Source organism: Janthinobacterium sp. 1_2014MBL_MicDiv (assembly GCF_001865675.1).
In the GTDB taxonomy this organism is placed as follows: domain Bacteria; phylum Pseudomonadota; class Gammaproteobacteria; order Burkholderiales; family Burkholderiaceae_D; genus Janthinobacterium.
Genome location: NZ_CP011319.1, coordinates 235,442 through 253,746 on the forward strand (window position 1 = coordinate 235,442; position 18,305 = coordinate 253,746).

The 18,305-nt window shown below is 62.2% G+C and carries 19 protein-coding genes; 5 read left to right on the top strand and 14 right to left on the bottom strand.

All coding sequences use genetic code 11. The features are described from left to right. Positions 1 to 14 precede the first annotated feature (14 nt). From rfbD to YQ44_RS01040, 11 genes are all read right to left on the bottom strand, one after another. Positions 15 to 899, bottom strand: a complete 885-nt coding sequence (rfbD, locus tag YQ44_RS00990; RefSeq protein WP_071321782.1) for a dTDP-4-dehydrorhamnose reductase — start codon at positions 897 to 899, stop codon at positions 15 to 17. Between the two features lie 53 nt (positions 900 to 952). Beyond that, on the bottom strand, positions 953 to 1,498 hold the full coding sequence (rfbC, locus tag YQ44_RS00995; protein WP_071321783.1) for a dTDP-4-dehydrorhamnose 3,5-epimerase: 546 nt from the start codon (positions 1,496 to 1,498) through the stop codon (positions 953 to 955). Positions 1,499 to 1,535: 37 nt separating this feature from the next. Beyond that, positions 1,536 to 2,429 (bottom strand): glucose-1-phosphate thymidylyltransferase RfbA, encoded by an 894-nt coding sequence (gene rfbA, locus YQ44_RS01000; protein WP_071321784.1) that lies wholly within the window; start codon positions 2,427 to 2,429, stop codon positions 1,536 to 1,538. Next, entirely contained in the window at positions 2,426 to 3,508 is a 1,083-nt protein-coding gene (rfbB, locus tag YQ44_RS01005) for a dTDP-glucose 4,6-dehydratase (RefSeq protein ID WP_071321785.1), read from the bottom strand. The genes rfbA and rfbB overlap by 4 nt, the downstream gene beginning before the upstream one ends. Before the next feature lie 1,084 nt (positions 3,509 to 4,592). Beyond that, positions 4,593 to 5,879, bottom strand: coding sequence for a Glu/Leu/Phe/Val family dehydrogenase (locus YQ44_RS01010; protein ID WP_034785857.1), 1,287 nt, complete (start codon positions 5,877 to 5,879; stop codon positions 4,593 to 4,595). 214 nt (positions 5,880 to 6,093) lie between these two features. Next, positions 6,094 to 7,071: a LysR family transcriptional regulator gene (locus tag YQ44_RS01015; RefSeq protein WP_071321786.1), complete on the bottom strand. Its 978-nt coding sequence runs from the start codon at positions 7,069 to 7,071 to the stop codon at positions 6,094 to 6,096. 44 nt (positions 7,072 to 7,115) lie between these two features. Further along, positions 7,116 to 7,610: a hypothetical protein gene (locus YQ44_RS01020; protein WP_071321787.1), complete on the bottom strand. Its 495-nt coding sequence runs from the start codon at positions 7,608 to 7,610 to the stop codon at positions 7,116 to 7,118. Further along, positions 7,610 to 9,433 carry a DNA helicase RecQ gene (gene recQ, locus YQ44_RS01025; protein WP_071321788.1) on the bottom strand — a complete coding sequence of 608 codons (1,824 nt, stop codon included), beginning with the start codon at positions 9,431 to 9,433 and terminating at the stop codon, positions 7,610 to 7,612. Before recQ ends, YQ44_RS01020 begins: the two co-directional genes overlap by 1 nt. A 6-nt stretch (positions 9,434 to 9,439) precedes the next feature. After that, entirely contained in the window at positions 9,440 to 10,285 is an 846-nt protein-coding gene (locus tag YQ44_RS01030; RefSeq protein ID WP_071321789.1) for an undecaprenyl-diphosphate phosphatase, read from the bottom strand. Between the two features lie 155 nt (positions 10,286 to 10,440). Next, the gene (locus YQ44_RS01035) at positions 10,441 to 11,589 is read right to left on the bottom strand and encodes an MFS transporter (protein ID WP_071321790.1); all 1,149 of its coding nucleotides are present in this window, start codon (positions 11,587 to 11,589) and stop codon (positions 10,441 to 10,443) included. A 33-nt stretch (positions 11,590 to 11,622) separates the two neighbouring features. After that, positions 11,623 to 12,393, bottom strand: coding sequence for a DeoR/GlpR family DNA-binding transcription regulator (locus YQ44_RS01040; protein WP_071321791.1), 771 nt, complete (start codon positions 12,391 to 12,393; stop codon positions 11,623 to 11,625). Between the two features lie 180 nt (positions 12,394 to 12,573). Here YQ44_RS01040 and YQ44_RS01045 point away from each other — a divergent pair, with 180 nt between their 5' ends. Then, the gene (locus YQ44_RS01045; RefSeq protein WP_156894657.1) at positions 12,574 to 12,867 is read left to right on the top strand and encodes a hypothetical protein; all 294 of its coding nucleotides are present in this window, start codon (positions 12,574 to 12,576) and stop codon (positions 12,865 to 12,867) included. 40 nt (positions 12,868 to 12,907) lie between these two features. Here the strand turns inward: YQ44_RS01045 and YQ44_RS01050 are convergent, their stop codons facing one another. Both YQ44_RS01050 and YQ44_RS01055 read right to left on the bottom strand, forming a co-directional pair. Continuing rightward, complete coding sequence (locus YQ44_RS01050; protein ID WP_071321793.1) at positions 12,908 to 13,186, bottom strand: YkgJ family cysteine cluster protein; 279 nt, start codon at positions 13,184 to 13,186, stop codon at positions 12,908 to 12,910. A 71-nt stretch (positions 13,187 to 13,257) separates the two neighbouring features. Then, positions 13,258 to 14,127 (bottom strand): head GIN domain-containing protein, encoded by an 870-nt coding sequence (locus tag YQ44_RS01055; protein ID WP_071321794.1) that lies wholly within the window; start codon positions 14,125 to 14,127, stop codon positions 13,258 to 13,260. Between the two features lie 347 nt (positions 14,128 to 14,474). Here YQ44_RS01055 and YQ44_RS01060 point away from each other — a divergent pair, with 347 nt between their 5' ends. From YQ44_RS01060 to YQ44_RS01075, 4 genes are all read left to right on the top strand, one after another. Then, the gene (locus YQ44_RS01060; RefSeq protein ID WP_071321795.1) at positions 14,475 to 15,125 is read left to right on the top strand and encodes a TetR/AcrR family transcriptional regulator; all 651 of its coding nucleotides are present in this window, start codon (positions 14,475 to 14,477) and stop codon (positions 15,123 to 15,125) included. A 168-nt stretch (positions 15,126 to 15,293) separates the two neighbouring features. Further along, a complete protein-coding gene (locus YQ44_RS01065) occupies positions 15,294 to 15,944 on the top strand; it encodes a protein-L-isoaspartate O-methyltransferase family protein (protein ID WP_071321796.1) in 651 nt (216 codons plus the stop codon). Positions 15,945 to 15,959: 15 nt separating this feature from the next. Beyond that, positions 15,960 to 16,283 (top strand): rhodanese-like domain-containing protein, encoded by a 324-nt coding sequence (locus YQ44_RS01070; protein ID WP_071321797.1) that lies wholly within the window; start codon positions 15,960 to 15,962, stop codon positions 16,281 to 16,283. Between the two features lie 144 nt (positions 16,284 to 16,427). After that, a complete protein-coding gene (locus tag YQ44_RS01075; protein WP_071321798.1) occupies positions 16,428 to 17,747 on the top strand; it encodes a TolC family outer membrane protein in 1,320 nt (439 codons plus the stop codon). A gap of 73 nt (positions 17,748 to 17,820) precedes the next feature. Here the strand turns inward: YQ44_RS01075 and YQ44_RS01080 are convergent, their stop codons facing one another. Then, positions 17,821 to 18,288 carry a DMT family transporter gene (locus YQ44_RS01080; RefSeq protein WP_083411581.1) on the bottom strand — a complete coding sequence of 156 codons (468 nt, stop codon included), beginning with the start codon at positions 18,286 to 18,288 and terminating at the stop codon, positions 17,821 to 17,823. Between the last annotated feature and the right edge of the window lie 17 nt (positions 18,289 to 18,305).

Sequence of the window (18,305 nt, forward strand, 5' to 3'; positions counted from 1 at the left end):
TCATGCCTGCATTGTCAATCCAATATGGAGTCCTGGCACAACCATAGCGCATCTTGCCATTGCGGCAAGCCACAGAAGGTGTCGAGCAGGCGTTGCGATGACAGCTGCGAATTGGCAGGACGTTTCGCCGGCGCGGCGTAGTCTTGCGCCAGTATCGCCCGTAAACGGGGCTTTTTTATGACCGACGGGTGCGCCATGATCGCTTCGGCAAAGCCGAACCATGTGGTTGTCCCCTGTGCCGTCAAATGATACAGGCCCGAGCGGGCGTCCCACCAGCTGCGCTGGTCGGCAGCGGCCAGCGACTGGGCCACGATGCGGGCCGTGGTATCGGCGATCGTGCGGCTCCAGGTCGGCGCGCCATGCTGGTCCGAGACGATGGCCAGTTCTTCGCGCTCCTGTGCCAGGCGGCACATGGTCAACAGGAAGTTTTTGCCATGCGTGCCGTAGACCCAGCTGGTGCGCAGGATCAGATGGGGAATGCCCGCTGCCTGGATGGCTATTTCCCCCGCCAATTTGCTGCTGCCGTAGACATTGATCGGGCACGCCGGATCGGTTTCTGTGTAGGGTCCTGCTTTTGAGCCATCGAAGACATAGTCGGTGCTGTAATGTATCAATGCGGCGCCCAGCCTTCCGGCTTCTGCCGCCATCACGCCAGGTGCTTCGCCATTGACGCGCAGTGCAAGGGCCGGCTCGCTTTCGGCCTGGTCGACCGCGGTGTATGCCGCGGCGTTGACGATCAGGGTCGGCTGGATGCGCCGGATCGCATCGCGCACCTGGTCGAGGTCGGCCAGATCCATCTGCTGGCGGTCGAGGGCGATGACTTCTCCCAGGCCTTGCAAGCTACGCTCAAGTTCGTAGCCGACCTGGCCGGTTTTTCCGGATATGAGAATGCGGCTCATGCAATGTTTTCATTCATGTTGAAACAGCCAGTGGTGCACCGGTGTGCCTGGCGTCAGGCGAATACATCGGCGTCGGCCAGCAAGGTTCCCAGCTTGTCTTTGTTCGACAGCAAGGGCTCGCCATCGAGCGGCCAGTCTATGCCGATTTGCGGATCGTTCCACAGGATGCTGCGCTCAAATTCCGGTGCCCAATAGTCCGCCGTCTTGTACTGGAATTCGGCGCTGTCGCTGGTGACAAGATAGCCGTGGGCGAAGCCTTCCGGTATCCATAACTGGCGCTTGTTGGCAGCGGACAATTCAACACCGACCCATTGACCGAAGCTGGGCGAGCCTTTGCGCAAGTCGACGCTGACGTCGAATACGGCACCGACAGTGCAATGCACGAGCTTGCCCTGCGCCTGCTGGATCTGGTAATGCATGCCGCGCAACACGCCCTTACTGGACCTGGAATGGTTGTCCTGGACGAATGTACGGTCAATTCCGGTGAGTTCCGTAAAGCGTTTCTGGTTGTAGCTTTCATAGAAAAAGCCACGTTCATCACCGAACACCGTTGGTTCGATGATCAGGACATCCGGTATGGCGGTGGAGTGGATTTTCATGGCATTGTTTCAGCTAAGTAATGAACAGATTGGCATGCTAGAAAACGGTGTCATCGAGCAAGCGCAGCAAGTATTGTCCATAGGTGTTTTTTTTCAAGGGCTGCGCCAGGCTTTCCAGTTTTTCCGCGTCAATATAGCCTTTGCGATAGGCGATCTCTTCCGGACAAGCGATTTTCAAGCCCTGGCGTTTTTCGATGGTGGAGATGAATTGTCCCGCCTCCAGCAAGGATTCATGCGTGCCGGTATCGAGCCAGGCCATGCCGCGGCACATGATCTCGACGTTTAACTGATTGCGCTCAAGATAAGTGCGATTGACGTCGGTAATTTCCAGTTCGCCGCGCGCGGAGGGCACGATGCCGGCGGCGATATCGCACACCTGATTATCGTAGAAATACAGGCCGGTCACGGCATAGTTGGATTTTGGGCTGAGGGGTTTTTCCTCGATGCTGACGGCGCGTCGCTGGGCATCGAATTCGACCACGCCGTAGCGTTCCGGCGATTGCACATGGTAGGCGAAAACGGTCGAGCCGCTGGTGCGCGTCGAGGCGAGGCGCAACTGCGCTTCGAAGTTGTTGCCGTAATAGATGTTATCGCCGAGGATCAGTGCCGATGGCGCATCGCCAAGAAAGGCGCGGCCGATGATGAACGCCTGTGCCAGGCCCTCCGGCGCCGCTTGCACGGCATAGCTCAATTTGATGCCCCATTGGCTGCCATCGCCGAGCAGTTCCTCGAAACGCGGCGTATCTTGCGGCGTTGAAATGATCAGGATGTCGCGTATCCCTGCCAGCATCAAGGTGGTCAGCGGATAGTAAATCATCGGCTTGTCATATACCGGCAACAATTGTTTCGATATCGACATGGTCACGGGATACAGGCGGGTACCCGAGCCACCGGCCAGGATGATGCCTTTGCGTTCAATCGGAAAGTTCATGCTGTCGTTCCCTTGGTATCGTTGCGTTCTGCATAGTTTTTCTGTACCCAGCTCAGGTAGTCACCGGACTGGACGTCGCGGACCCATGCTTGATTGTCCAGGTACCATTGAATCGTCTTGCGTATCCCCGTCTCGAATGTTTCGGCCGGTTTCCAGCCCAGTTCGCGTTCGAGCTTGCGCGCATCGATGGCATAGCGGCGGTCGTGGCCGGGGCGATCCTGCACGTGGATGATTTGCTCCCGGTAGCTGCCGGACGCCTTTGGATCGAGGGTGTCGAGGATATCGCATAAGGTGTATACGACATCGAGGTTGGTCATTTCGTTCCAGCCCCCCACGTTATAAACCTCGCCTGGACAGCCCGCTTCGAGTACGCGGCGGATCGCCGAGCAATGGTCGCCCACATACAGCCAGTCGCGTACCTGCAGGCCATCGCCATACACCGGCAGCGCCTTGCCGGCGCGCGCATTGCTGATGATGAGCGGAATCAGCTTTTCCGGGAAATGGAAGGGGCCATAGTTGTTCGAGCAATTTGTCGTCAGCACGGGCATGGCATAGGTATGGAAATAGGCGCGGACCAGATGGTCGGAGGCCGCTTTCGAGGCCGAGTACGGGCTATTTGGCGCATATGGCGTCATTTCGTGAAAGGGGGGATCCTGTGGCCCCAGGGTGCCATACACCTCATCGGTTGAGATGTGCAGGAAACGAAAATCGGCCTTGCGTTCGCCGCTCAGGCCGGACCAGTAGGCGCGTGCCGCTTCCAGCAGGCTGAAGGTGCCATTGACGTTGGTCGCAATGAATTCACCCGGGCTGTGGATGGAGCGGTCGACATGGCTTTCCGCCGCAAAATGCACGATGGCCCGCGGCTTGTATTCTGCCAGCAGGCGGGAGAGATGGTCGGTATCGCAAATGTCGCCACGCACAAAAATATGCCGCGGGTCGTGTTCCAGACTGGCCAGATTACTGAGATTGCCCGCATACGTCAGTTTGTCAAAGTTAATGACGGACTCATCGTTGAGCGCCAGCCAATCCCTTACAAAGTTGGAGCCGATGAACCCAGCTCCGCCAGTCACTACAATCATATCGCCATCCTATCGTTTGTTTCTTGGGCAGTGCTGAACTCGCTATTGCGCCTGGAGGAGCTCTGCAGGGGCATGGTGGATTTTTAGATATACCATTATTGTTCTTTTTTTTCGCTACGCAAGTAGTGCTTATGCGGCTTTGACCTGCCGCGTCATGCTGCCGGCAGGCGCCAGATTCAAGGACGACATCAGGTGGATGAATAATGCCGAACCCTGTTCAACGTGACGCGAGATGCTGAGTATAAACGACGGCTGGCATGCCGATAGGCTACTTGTGGGGATGGCCTTGCTGAGGCTTGCGCCCGCTGCACGGTCTCGCGTCGATGAAGGGAGGCGGGGAGAGCAGGTGGCGGGCGAAAGTGCCTAGTGGCGAGCTTGGCAAGCGCCCCTTGAAAAGGGCAATGCGGCGCAGACAAAAAAATCCCGCTCACACGAAATGTGGCGGGATTTTTTAAAGCGCCAGCAACCCAATGGCGCCTGAAAAATGCCCAGGGCCAGGCGCCGCCCCGAAGACAGTACGCGAGTACGGCGAGACGAAGCAACAACGCCCGGGACAATTTTTCAGGCAGCCATCGGGCGCAGACAAAAAAATCCCGCTCACACGCAGTGTGGCGGGATTTTTTAAAGCGCCAGCAACCCAATGGCGCCTGAAAAATGCCCAGGGCCAGGCGCCGCCCCGAAGACAGTACGCGAGTACGGCGAGACGAAGCAACAACGCCCGGGACAATTTTTCAGGCAGCCATCGGGCGCAGACAAAAAAATCCCGCTCACACGAAATGTGGCGGGATTTTTTAAAGCGCCAGCAACCCAATGGCGCCTGAAAAATGCCCAGGGCCAGGCGTCGCCCCGACGACAGTACGCGAGTACGGCGAGACGAAGCAACAACGCCCGGGACAATTTTTCAGGTAGCCATCGGGCGCAGACAAAAAAAAACCCGCTCACACGAAATGTGGCGGGATTTTTTAAAGCGCCAGCAACCCAATGGCGCCTGAAAAATGCCCAGGGCTAGGCGCCGCCCCGACGACAGTACGCGAGTACGGCGAGGGGCAGGCAACAACGCCCTGGGCTTTTTCTCAGGCAGCCATTATGGGTACAGGCCGCGCACTTCGCGGGCTTGCAGCACGCGCGTGCACGCCAGGATGAAGGTGGCGGTACGCATCGAGACTTTCTTCTCTTGCGACACTTGCCATACCGCGTCGAAGGCTTCGCGCATGATGCGGGTCAGGCGGCTGTTGATTTCCTCTTCCGTCCAGAAGAAGCTCGAGAAGTTCTGCGCCCATTCGAAGTAGCTGACGGTCACGCCGCCGGCGTTGGCCAGCACGTCCGGCACGATCAATACGCCGCGGTCGGTCAGGATATCGTCCGCTGCCGGCAGGGTCGGGCCGTTGGCGCCTTCCAGGATGATCTTGGCGCGGATCACTTGTGCGCGCTCGGCCGTGATCTGCTGTTCCAGTGCGGCCGGGATCAGGATGTCGCAATCGATGCCCCAGAAATCTTCGCGTGGCACGAATGCCTCGGCGCCCGGGAAGCCTTCGACGCTGCCCACTTCGGCCACGTGTGCCAGCAGTTGCGGGATGTTCAGGCCGCCGGCGTGCACGACGGTGGTCTTGTGGTCCTGTACCGCGACGACTTTCGAGCCGGCTTCAGCGAACATGCGGGCAGCGACGCCGCCCACGTTGCCGAAACCTTGCACGATGACTTTCGCGCCTTCGAGCGACATGCCGACCTTGGCGGCCGCATCGCAACCGACGACGAACACGCCGCGGCCCGTCGCATCGCGGCGACCCAGGCTGCCGCCCAGCGAAATCGGCTTGCCCGTCACTACGCCGGTCGACATATTGCCGCCGATCATGGCATAGCTGTCCATCATCCACGCCATGACTTGTTCATTCGTGTTGACGTCCGGCGCCGGAATATCCTTGTTCGGTCCGATGATCATGCTGATCTCGCTCGTGTAGCGGCGCGTCAGGCGCTGCAGCTCGTTGCGCGACAGGGTCTTCGGATCGACACGGATACCACCCTTGGCGCCGCCGTATGGCACGTTGACCGCCGCGTTCTTGACCGTCATCCAGGCCGACAGGGCCATCACTTCCGACAGGGTCACGTCCTGGTGGAAGCGCACGCCGCCCTTGCCCGGGCCGCGCGACAGGTTGTGCTGCACGCGGTAGCCTTCGTAGTGGGCAATGGTGCCGTCGTCGCGCTCGATAGGCACGTCGACCGTCAGGATGCGCTTTGGACGCTTCAGCGTTTCCACCCAGCGCGACAGGTTGCCCAGGTACGGCGTAACGCGGTCGATCTGCTCGAGGTAGACGCCCCATGGGCCAAGGTCTTCAGGATTCAGGTAGGAAGGAAGTGCGTGCTTGCTGGTCATGCTTGATAAGCTCCTGGACAAAACGGTGATGTAACGCCAAAAAATCTGCAGAGCATCGCGATGATTTTTCGGCGTTCAAAAATGCTGTGGTAGGCGCACCTTGAGGTTGCGCGCAGCGGAACCGCATCGTAGGCGATAGCCTCATGCCCCGGCCAATGCTTTGTGCGCATCCGGTTATGCATTTATTGCATAGTTGTATTATCAGGATTGCCAGTCAGGATTTGACGGCTTCGATGGCGCGCCTGCGGCGCTTGCCGGTGCGGGCCTTGCCTTCCTGCGACTGCACCAGGTATTGCCACAGGCTTTCGACGATCTGCTTGCCGGGACGCAGGCTGGACGGACGCTCGCGGTACAAACGGATTTCCAGCTCGATTTCCCAGCCTGGCGCACCGCCGTCGGCGCGCGCCAGGTGCTTGTACTTGACGTCGCGCATGACGGCCGATTCCGGCAGGAAGGCGATGCCGCGCCCTTCCAGTGCCATCATTTTCAGCCCTTCGGCCATGTCCGTCTCGTAGCAGGTGTCGAGGAACAGGGGAGCCTTGGCATCGGCCACCAGCAATTCCACCATGCGTCCCAGGTAGGCATTGTTGGTATAGGAGAGGAAGGGCAGCGGCTCCTTGGCGCTGCCGGGCAGGACGAAATCCGGCACCCGGTCCTGGCCGCAGCGCGCATACGCGCGCAGGGTTTCGCGGCCCATCACCAGCATGTCGTAGCGGCCCGGGTCCAGCTGCACCGGCTGGCGCGGATGGTGGTAGCACAGCAGCAGGTCGCAGCCGCCGTCGACCAGTTGCAGCACGGCGTCGTGCACGTTCAGCGCCATCAGGCGGCTGTTGATCGGCGCAAAGCCCTCTTCCAGCGCCGTCAGCCATTTCGGCATGAAGGTCAGCGACAGGGTGTGGGGCACGGCGAAGTCGACGCTCGTCTGCGTGGCCGCCCGCTTGCCGCGCAACAGGGCGCGCACGCCGTTGATCTGCCCCAGCATTTCCAGCGCCTGTTCGTAGAACACGGCGCCGGCCGGCGTCAGCCGCGTGGGATACGAGGTGCGGTCGACCAGGTCGATGCCGAGCCAGTTTTCCAGCGACTGGATGCGCCGCGAAAAGGCGGGCTGGGTGACGTGGCGCAGGGCCGCGGAACGGCTGAAATTATGCGTTTCAGCAAGCGAGATGAAGTCTTCCAGCCATTTGGTTTCCATCGCGGGACCGTTCTCTGATCAAGGGCGCATGCAAGGTAGGGAGGTCAGGCCGTGCCCGTCGATGCCGCCGGCTGGTACAGGGCGGCGGGCAGGCCAAAGAAGGATGGCGGGCCCAGAGTCGTCCCCTTGAGCGAGCCGCCCGCATTCAAGCCCTTGTTGATGGCCGACAGCAGGGAGCTGCGGTCGGCCAGGTTTTGCATCAGCGCGCGCGGGCCGTTGTGGAAGGTGTGCTGGGCGATGTCCACGGCGACGACAAAGATCGGTTCGCGGCGCATGGGGAACTCCACCCACTCGCCGTCCTCGTCCTGGGCGCAGAAGGTATCGGGCAGGGTCATGGTATCGGCGTCGGGCAGGTGCGACGCCAGCACCAGGCCGAAGGCTTCCGGCACCACGTCGGCCAGGCGGCGCACGGTGAGGTCGTCCTGCACCAGTAACCGTACTTGCGCTTCCACCGCGTCTTCGGCGTCGGGCTGGGCGCCGAGGATTTTCACGGCCTGGTAAATCAGGTCGGACGAGAGTGCTTCCATCAAATCTTGCATCAAATCATCTCCAGGATCATGGCGACGATTTCGTCGCCGTACGAGGCCAGTTTTTTCTCGCCCACGCCGCTCACGCCGCGCATCTGCTCGAGCGAAGTGGGCTTGGCCTTGGCGATTTCGCGCAGGGTGGCGTCGACGAAAATCACGTAGGCCGGCACGTTGTGCGTGCGTGCCGTCTCCACGCGCCACCAGCGCAGCTTGTCGAAGATCGCTTGCTCGCTGGTCGACAGGTCCGTCTCGACATAGCCTTTCGCCACGCTGGTGCTGCGCTTGCTGGTTTTCACCGGTTTCTGGTACTGGCGCAGCTGCACTTTCTGGCCGCCCTTGAGCACGGGGCGCGAGGCGTCCGTCAGTTTCAGCGAGCTGTATTGTTCATGGTCAACCGAGACGAGGCCCAGCGCGATGGCCTGGCGCAGGATCGACTTCCACTCCGCTTCGCCCAGGTCCGAGCCGATGCCGAACACGGACAGCGTATCGTGGTGCCAGGTCTTGATGCGTTCGGACTCCACGCCGCGCAGCACGTCGATCACGTGGCCGCCGGCGAAGCGCTGGTCGACGCGGTAGATGGCCGACAGCAGTTTTTGCACTGGCACCGTGCCGTCGAACGACACGGGCGGCACCAGGCAGGTGTCGCAATTGCCGCAGGGCGAAGCCGGTTCGCCGAAGTATTCGAGCAGGCGCATGCGGCGGCAGCTCAGCGTTTCGCACAGGCCCAGCATGGCATCGAGCTTGACGCCGAGCACGCGCTTGAAGGTGTCGTCCGCTTCCGATTCGTCGATCATGCGCCGCTGCAGCACCACGTCCTGCAAACCATACGCCATCCAGGCGTTGGCGGCCATGCCGTCGCGTCCCGCGCGTCCCGTTTCCTGATAATAGCCCTCGATGCTTTTCGGCAGATCCAGATGCGCGACGAAGCGCACGTCGGGCTTGTCGATGCCCATGCCGAAGGCGATGGTGGCGACCATGACGATGTTTTCCTCACGCAGGAAGCGTGCCTGGTTGGCGCTGCGCTTGGCGTACTCCATGCCGGCGTGATAGGGCAGGGCGCGGATGCCGCTCTGGTTCAGGAATTCCGCCGTTTCCTCGACTTTTTTGCGCGACAGGCAGTAGACGATGCCGCAGTCGCCCGTGTGTTCCGTGTTGATGAAGTCGAGCAGCTGCTTGCGGCCGTTGGCCTTTTCCACGATCTGGTAGCGGATGTTCGGACGGTCGAACGACGAGACGAACTGGCGCGCATCGTCGAGCTGCAGGCGCAGGGCGATTTCGGCGCGCGTCTGCGGGTCGGCGGTGGCCGTCAGGGCGATGCGCGGCACGTCGGGGAACTGCTCGTGCAGCACCGACAGCTTGATGTATTCGGGACGGAAGTCGTGGCCCCACTGGGCCACGCAATGGGCTTCGTCGATGGCGAACAGGGCGATCTTGGAGGCCTGGAACAGGTCCAGGCAGCGCTGCGTCATCAGCCGCTCCGGCGCCACGTAGACCAGGTCGATCTGGCCCGTGCGTACCAGGCGCTCGATGCGGCTGGCCTCTTCGTAGGTCTGGGTGGAATTGAGGAAGGCGGCGCGCACGCCGACTTCGGCCAGCGCGTCGACCTGGTCCTGCATCAGCGCGATCAGCGGCGAGATGACGACGCCGACGCCATCGCGCAGCAGCGCGGGTATCTGATAGCACAGCGACTTGCCGCCGCCGGTGGGCATCAGTACCAGCGCGTCGCCGCCGTGGCTGACGTGGTCGACGATGTCGGCTTGCTGGCCACGGAAGGCCGGGTAGCCGAAAACGGTCTGCAGCAGGTCGAGCGCGCGCTGGTTAAGATCTTGATTCATAGTGCCTTATTCTGCCCAAACAACCCAGCCGTAGTGGGCGCTGGCCAACACCAGCAGGCCAAACACGATGCGGTACCAGGCAAAAAACGTGAAGTCGTGCGAGCTGATGTAGCGCAACAGCCAGCGCACGCACAGGAAGGCGGAGACAAAGGCGGCCACGGTGCCCAGGCCAAACAGGGGCACGTCGGTGGCCGACAGGATGTCGCGCGCTTTGTATAGCGAATAGAAGGTGGCGGCCAGCAGGGTGGGGATCGCCAGGAAGAACGAGAATTCGGTGGCCGTCTTGCGCGACAGGCCCAGCAGCATGCCGCCGATGATGGTCGAACCGGAGCGGCTGGTGCCGGGTATCAGCGCGAACGCCTGCGCGCAGCCCACTTTCAGGGCGTCGAACGGCGTCATTTCATCGACCGAGTTGACGCGCACGGTGACCGGGTTGGTGCGCGCGCGGCGTTCCACCAGCAAAATCACGATGCCGCCGATGATGAAGGCCATGGCGACGGGCACGGGCTTGAACAGCGCGTGCTTGATCATCTTGCCGATGGCCAGGCCGATGATGGCCAGCGGAAGGAAGGCGATGGCGACGTTCAGCACGAACTTGCGCGATTTTGCCTCGCTGCCGAAGGTGGTCAGCACGCTGCCGATGCGCTGGCGGTATTCCCAGCAGACGGCCAGGATGGCGCCGGCCTGGATGGCGATCTCGAAGACATCCATGACCTCTTTCGATACATCCTTGGTAAAGTCGAGCAGGCTGCCGGCCAGGATCAGGTGTCCGGTGGAAGAAATCGGCAAGAATTCGGTAAAGCCTTCGACCAGCCCCATGATGATGGCTTTTAACGCAAGAATGAGATCCATAGATGTATAAATGGGTATAAGTGACAGGATGGGGTGACCGCGTGACGCCAGCAATGCGCGCGGGGTCGAAGCTTACCACGAGAGAGGCCCGTGCTCCGGGTTTGGCTGCTGGCGGGCGGCGGTTTTTTAGCGTCGCCGCCAGGCGAGGGGAGGGGTCAGGCGCTCTGTTTGGCAGGCGCGGCCAGGCGCGCGCTGGCGGCCACCAGCAGCAGGGCGGCGCCCAGCATGCTGAAGGCGATATTCAGGCTGGTGGCATGGGCGACGAAGCCGATCACGGCCGGACCGGCCAGGATGCCCGCATAGCCGATGGTGGTGATGGCCGCCACGGCCAGGCTGGCCGGCATGGCGCTCTGGTTGCCGGCCGCCGTAAACAGGATGGGCACGATGTTCGCCGCGCCCAGGCCGATCAGCACGAAGCCGGCCATGGCCAGGCTGGCATGCGGCGCCAGCACGGCCAGGAAGAAGCCGCTGGCCGCGCACAGGCCGCCGAAAGTAAGCACACGCTTGCCGCCAAAGCGGCTGACTACCTTGTCGCCCGTGAAGCGGCCCACCGTCATGGCGATGGCGAAGGCGGCGTAGCCGAGACCGCCCTTGGCTTCTTCCACGCCGCGCGTGGTGGTGAGGAACAGGGCGCTCCAGTCGAGGATGGCGCCTTCGGCCAGGAAGACGATAAAGCACAGCAGGCCGATGAAGATGACGGCGCCGTGCGGCATGACGAACAGCGGCGTCTTTTCGCCCGTGGCCGAGGCGGTCGGCAGCAAGTGGCCCTGGGCCGCGCCCAGCACGCCGCACAGCAGCAGCATCACCACCACGCACGACCAGGCGGGCGTCAGGCCCAGCCACAGCAGCAGGGCCATGCAGGCGGCGCCGGCGAAGCCGCCCACGCTGAACAGCGCATGAAAGCCCGACATCATGGCGCCGCCATTGGCTTTTTCGATGATCACGGCCTGGATATTGATGGCCACGTCGAAGGTGCCCATGGCCGCGCCGAAGACCAGCAGCACCAGGCCCAGTTGCAGCGGGCTGGCGGCCAGCGCCAGGCCGGGCAGGATGGCGGTCAGGAGCAGGCCGGCGCTGACGATGACCTTGCGGCAGCCGAAGCGCGCCGACAGCATGCCCGTAAACGGCATCGCGCACAGCGAGCCGGCGCCCAGGCACAGCAGCAAGATGCCCAAGGTGGCTTCATCGAGGCCCAGGCGCGACTTGGCGTAGGGCACCAGCGGCGCCCAGGCGGCCATGCCGAGGCCGGCGGCAAAGAAGACCAGGCGCGTGGCGCGTTGTTGCAGGGTACCGGTAAGGTGCATGGGAGTGTTTCCAGAGTCAGGTGTGAATAAATGTCAGGCGCGGGCGCGCAGTACCTGCACGCCCAGCCGCTCAAAGGCGGCCGCGTGGGCCGCGTCGGCATCCGCTTCCAGCACCAGGTGCTGCAGCAAGCCCGTGGCCAGCACGCCAAATGGCGCGGCCGTGCCCAGCTTGTCGCTGGTGACGGCCACGACGACGGCCTTGCTGGCGCCGGCGATGCTGCGCTTGAATTCGGCCTCGTCGTAATTGAACGCCGTCACGCCCGCGCCCGCATCGGCGCCGCAAGCACCGAGGAAGCACAGGTCGGGATGCATGCGCTCCACGGTGCGCAGTGCCTGCGGACCCAGGCTGGCGCCGGCGCGGCGGTCGACGCGGCCGCCAGCCATGATCAGCTCGATCTCGGGGCGCTCCATCAGCAGCATGGCGATGGCCGGAGCGTTGGTGACGACAGTGAGCGCCAACTCTGGCAAGGCGCCGGCGATGGCCAGGTTGGTCGACCCCGCATCCAGGAACAGCACCTGGCCGGCGCGCACGAGGGACACGGCGGCCTGCGCCAGCCGTTCCTTGCGCTCGGGCGCTGCCTGCTTGCGCTGCGTCAGGCTGCCGCCGTCGGGCGCCAGTGGCAGGGCGCCGCCATACACGCGCTGGCACAGGCCGGCCGCCGCCATGTCGCGCAAGTCGCGCCGTATCGTGTCTTCGGACACGTCGAGCTGGCGCGCCAGGTCCAGCGCCAGCACGCGCCCATCGGCCTGCAATTGTTGCTGGATCAGCGCATGGCGTTGTTTGAGGAGCAGGGTGGTGGACATGGGTTTGGTTTAAAACGTGCAGGAATGTGCATAAATATACGCAAACGTGCATTCCGGGTCAACGTTTTTCGTCGTTGGCGGCGAGATTACCTTCCTTCAGGGGCCACATAGTTGGCTATCGCTGCATCTCTACGGCTTACACTGGCTGGGGAATGAACAGCTATGGCGGGAAATGCTCAAATGAAATACTCGGGAAAAATAGTGCTGCTATCGCGTACGGCGTACCTGCCAGGTCGCGACGACGGTTTTCTGCGCCAGTTGTGCGACGCGCGGATAGAACTCTTCTGCGTCCTCGGTGTCGATGCCCAGGCATGGGAAGACGCGCTCGACTGGATGTGCATCGGCGAAGACGGCCAGGGCCGGCACTGCATCGTCACGACGTCGCATCGGGATGAGTCGCTCGCGCAGGTGATTGACTTTGCGCAGCGTTTTGACACCCGCATGGCGCATGCCGTGCAAGTGATCGAACGTTGAGTTGTTGTTCTGGCGCCTGCCAGGAGGGCACTTTGCGCGCTCAGGCTGGCGCGGTCGCCCGTTCGAGTGCGTCGAGCCAGCGGATGGCGTGTGCGCGGCTGCTGCCGCACATCTCCTCGGACGGCTGCAAGCCGCCGCAAAACGCGGGCCGTTCCGGCTGGCCGAAGATGCGGCAGCGGTTGTCGTCGGCCAGTTGCACGCAGCGCACGCCCGCCGGCTTTCCATTCGGCATGCCGGGAATCGGGCTGGTGATGGACGGTGCGGTGCAGCAGGCGCCGCAGGACGGGCGGCATGCCAGGGAGACGGCGGGGGACGGCATGGCGGTGGGCTGAGTAGGGATAGAGGCCGACAGTATAGCAAGCCGGCCCCGGTGCGCCGCCGGGAACGCCTTTAGCGCACGATGCTGACGCGCTTGCCCGACAGGGTGCGGCGGGCCGGATCGCCATGCACGGTGATGCGGCCGGAACCGCTGGCGCGGGCATTGACTTCATTCTGGACGGTGACATCGATGTCGCCGGAACCGTTGCTCGCCAGATAGGCAACGTCGCTGCGCAGGGCAGCCAGGTTGATGTCACCGGAGCCATTCACGTTGGCGTCGAGGCGCTGCACGGCGCCGCTGGCGCTGATGCTGCCCGAGCCGTTGACGGCCACGTTGATGCGTTCGCCGCGCATGTTGCCCAACTGGATGCTGCCCGAACCGTTCTGGACCGCGTCCGTGTTGCCGCTGGCGAGGGCCGCCGCATTGATGCTGCCTGAGCCATTATTGGCCACGTCGAAGCGCCCCACCGTGCCCGACAATTCGCTCTTCATCGAACCGCGCTGCTCCAGGCTGAAGTCTTCTCCATTGAAACCGCTGGCCACCAGACGGCCAGAGCCGGAGATGCTGATCTTCTTCAATTGCGGCGTCGTGTAAATGACGTGGATGCCATTGCTGCTGCGAATGTTCGTGTCGCTCCAGATGCGCAGGGTATTGCCGCTCACTTCGCTATGGATGCGCGGCTGCAGATTGCTGTCCGCCTCGATCACCAGCGACGTTGCCGGCCCGACGCGCACGTCGATCTTGAGATCGATGCGCTTCATGCTGTCGATGTCGAGCGTGTTGATGTTGCTGACCTGGCGCACGTCGCGGCTTACTTGTTCGTTGCCCTGGATGGCATTGCCACCGGAATCGGCGTAGCGTACTTCGCCGTCGTTCGGGTTGATGACGATGGCGCAGCCGCCAAGGGCAACGGCACAGCACAGGGCCAGCAAAGTACGCATGGTGTTTCCTTTTTGATTGTTTTAACCGCGGAATAAGAAAAAGCCGGCTGCCGCGCCGCGGCTGCCGTGCTGTCGATGAGAAGATAGCAAAGCCGATATGTTTGCTAAGGGGAAATGCGATGAACTGCGCAAAACGCGGGTTGAACTGCATGCAGGCCTGTCCGAAGCCATGCCTGTCCTTGCCTGGTGTGGCCGGTGGACGCGGCCGGTGGCGGCCCGGAGGGTACAATGCAGTCACTTCGATGCCAGGCGAGGTGTCCCGTGCGGCCGTTGCAGGCCGGCGCTTGACCTTCCCTGTAGACAAGTCTAATATTAATGACTCAAAAGTAAGTTACCCGGAATGACACATGCACGCCCCGATTGATACCAAGCCCCGCTGGGAGCGGCGCAAGGATGCCCGCCCACAGGAGTTGCTCGCCGCCGCCCTCGACCTGTTCGTCGAACGCGGCTTCGCGTCGACGCGCCTGGAGGATGTGGCCAAGCGGGCCGGCGTGTCGAAGGGGACCTTGTATCTGTACTTTGAGAATAAGCAAGAGCTGTTCAAGGCCGTGGTGCGCGACAATATCGTGCATTCCATCGGCGAGGCGGAAGACAGCCTGGCCGCTTCCGACAGCAGCAGTGCCGAGTTGTTGCGCAGCATGATGATGCAGTGGTGGGAAGAGTTTGGCGCCACCAAGCTGGCCGGCTTGACCAAGCTGATGCTGGCCGAGGCGAACAATTTCCCGGAACTGGCGCAGTTTTACAACGAAGAAGTGGTCGCGCGCGGCAATGCGCTGATCACCACCCTGCTGGAACGGGGCATGCGCCGCGGCGAATTCCGCCAGGTCGATCCCGTGCTGGTCAGCGCCATCCTGAGCGCGCCCGTCACCATGCTGATGATGTGGACGCATTCCTTCCTGCCGTGCGAGGTCAAGAATATTGATCCTGTCGCGTACATGGATGCCTTTCTCGACATGAGCTTGCGCAGCCTGCAGGTGGAGGCGCCCGGGAAAAGCTGATGCGCGGGGCCGGCCGCTACCGTTCAGTTGCCCCTTTCCAAGGTTCGCCCCCCCAAATCTGCAGATCGTCGCAAATTTCCTCCATCCCCCGTCTTTATGGTTAACATGTGCTTTCAGCCAGTTCAACGATAAAATGGCGGATTATTACTTCACTTACCGAGTCCAAAGATGAATATCGAACAAGCCCGCTTCAATATGATCGAACAGCAAATCCGTCCATGGGACGTACTGGATCTCGACGTGCTGGAGCTGTTGAACGTGGTCAAGCGTGAAGATTTCGTGCCGGCCGCCTATAAAAACCTGGCCTTCGTCGATACTGAAATCCCACTGGGCGGCGGCGAAAGCATGTTCACGCCGAAGCTGGAAGCGCGTATTTTGCAGGACGTTGCCGTTAAAAAGCACGAAAATGTGCTGGAAATCGGCACCGGCAGCGGCTACATGGCGGCGTTGCTGGCGCACAAGGCGCGTCACGTGACGAGCGTGGAAATCGTGCCCCAATTGAAAACCCTGGCCGAGCAGAACCTGGCCGCCAACGGCGTCACGAATGTCACCGTGGAGCTGGGCGATGGCGCCCAGGGCTGGAGCAAGGGTGCGCCCTACGATGTGATCGTCGTTTCCGGCGCCCTGTCCGTGTTGCCGGAAGCACTGTTGCAACAAGTAAAAGTGGGCGGCCGCATCCTGGCCATCATCGGCGAAGCACCGATCATGTCGGCACACCTGATCACCCGCAGCTCGGACAAGGCCTACGATACGCGCAAGCTGTTCGAGACCAATGTGACGCCGCTGCAAGCCGTCGCGCCGTCGCACTTCCAGTTCTGAGACGACGGAGATTCGATGGAGCATTTGAGCGCACCGCAGCTGGCCGCCTGGCTGGCTGATACCACCCGCCCGCGTCCCTTCCTGCTGGATGTGCGCGAGCAGTGGGAGTTTGAGCTGTGCCACCTCGACGGCGCCACCCTGATGCAGATGAATTCGATTCCGGCGCGCATCGACGACCTCGATGAAGATGCCGAGATCGTCTGCATCTGCCACCACGGCGCGCGCAGCATGCAAGTGGCCGCCTTCCTGGAACGCAATGGTTTTGGCAAGATCAGTAATTTGACGGGCGGCGTTCATGCCTGGGCTGTGCAAGTCGACAGCGCAATGCCTAAATACTAAGTTATTTTGCAGTAGATGCACCCAGGCATGCTTTCCCGCATGCCTGCGGATGCCTGTACCCCGCTCCTACCCGGACGGGCGCAAGGCAAGCTGTAGCAGATTTTTGATTCCATCAACTTTTGACGACTCCAACGGAGAAATGCAATGCGGAAACCCCTTATCGCCGTGCTGATGACCAGCGCTTTTTTCTCGCTCAACACACAGGCGGCCGATCTCATCCAGGTGTACCAGCAGGCGCTGGCCAACGACGCGCAGTATGCCAGCGCGCGCGCGGCCCTGTCGGCCGGGATGGAGCGGGTACCGCAGGGGCTGTCAGGCTTGCTGCCGCAAATCTCCGCATCGGGCACGAATACGCGCGGCAACCAGGAACCCATTGCCCTGATCAATGGCAACAAGATCACCATGCCGACCGTCAGCGTGCACACGAATACCTACAACCTGACCCTGGCGCAACCGCTGTTCCGCTGGGATCGCTGGGAAACCTATCAGCAAAGCAAGCTGGCGCAGGCCATCGCCGAAGCGCAATTTGCACAAGTGCAGCAAGACCTGATCACGCGCGTGGCGCAAGCGTATTTCGACGTGCTCAGCGCACAAGACAACCTGGGCGCGACGCAGGCGCAAAAGGTGGCCACGACGGAGCAGCTGGCATCGGCCAAGCGCAACTTCGAAGTCGGCACGCAAACGATTACCGACACGCATGAAGCGCAAGCGGCCTACGACCTGGTGGTGGCGCAGGAATTTGCCGCCATCAATGACCTGGCCAACAAGCGCAGCGCCCTGCAAACCATCATCGGCGAAGCGCCGACCGCGCTGGCGCCGATGCGCACGGGCGTGGTCATCAGCGCGCCGGAACCGGCCGCCATCGAGCCGTGGGTATCGTCCGCCGAAGAGCAGAACTATGGCGTCGTCACGGCCCAGTTCAACGTGGAATCGGCCAAGCGCGATATCGGCCGCAACCGTGCCGGCCACTATCCGACCCTGGACCTGATCGCCAACACGGGCCACACCTACACCACGGGCGGCGGCGGCGGCGCCAACAACAACGCCATCGGCGTGCAGTGGAGCATCCCGATCTTCAGCGGCTTCGCCGTCACCAGCAAGGTGCGCGAATCGATCGCGCTGGAAAACAAGGCCCGCAACGACCTGGAAACGGCACGCCGCACGGCATCGCAGGGCGCGCGCCAGGCTTTCCTCGGCGTCAACAGCGGCCTGGCCCAGGTGAAGGCGCTGGAAGCGGCGGAAGTGTCGAGCAAATCGGCGCTGGAATCGAACCAGCTTGGCTATCAAGTGGGCGTGCGCATCAATATCGACGTCTTGAATGCGCAGAAACAACTGTTTTCGACGCAAAAAGACCTGTCGAAAGCCCGCTACGACACCATCATGAACGGCTTGCGCCTGAAGTCGGCGGCCGGCACCCTGAAGGAAACGGATCTGTTGCCAGTGAACGCCTTGCTGGACAAGTAATCCTTTTCTCCAGAGTCAGATCAAAACCAGCCCCGGCAACGGCGCTGGTTTTTTTTCGTCCAATCAGGCGTATTCAGGCCGCGCGGCTGTTGGCCACTTGCGTGAGGACCACGCCCGCCACCACCAGGCACGCGCCCGCCCAGTGCAGCGGCGAAATGTGCTTGACGGCAAAACCCAGCAAGCCGTAGCGGTCGATGGCCAGCGCGGCCAGCATCTGTCCGCCGATGACGGCCGCCATGAAGGGGCCGGAGCCCATGCGCGGCGCCAGCATCAGCGCGGCCGTAATATAAAACACGCCGGCTGCGCCACCCAGCCAGGACCAGCCAGGGCCGCGCACGGCCAGCGCGACATCGGGCGCCGGTACGCGCCAGAACAGCATCAGCAGCGAAGCGAGCACGGCGCTGACGCCCAGCGAGGCGACAGTGGCCCACAGCGGGTGTCCCAGGTTGCGGCCCAGCGCGGCATTCGCGCCCGCCTGGAAAGGGACGACGGCGCCGGCCAGCATGGCCAGCGGGGCAAACAAGGTGATCCATCCATGCATAGGTGACTCCATCTTTG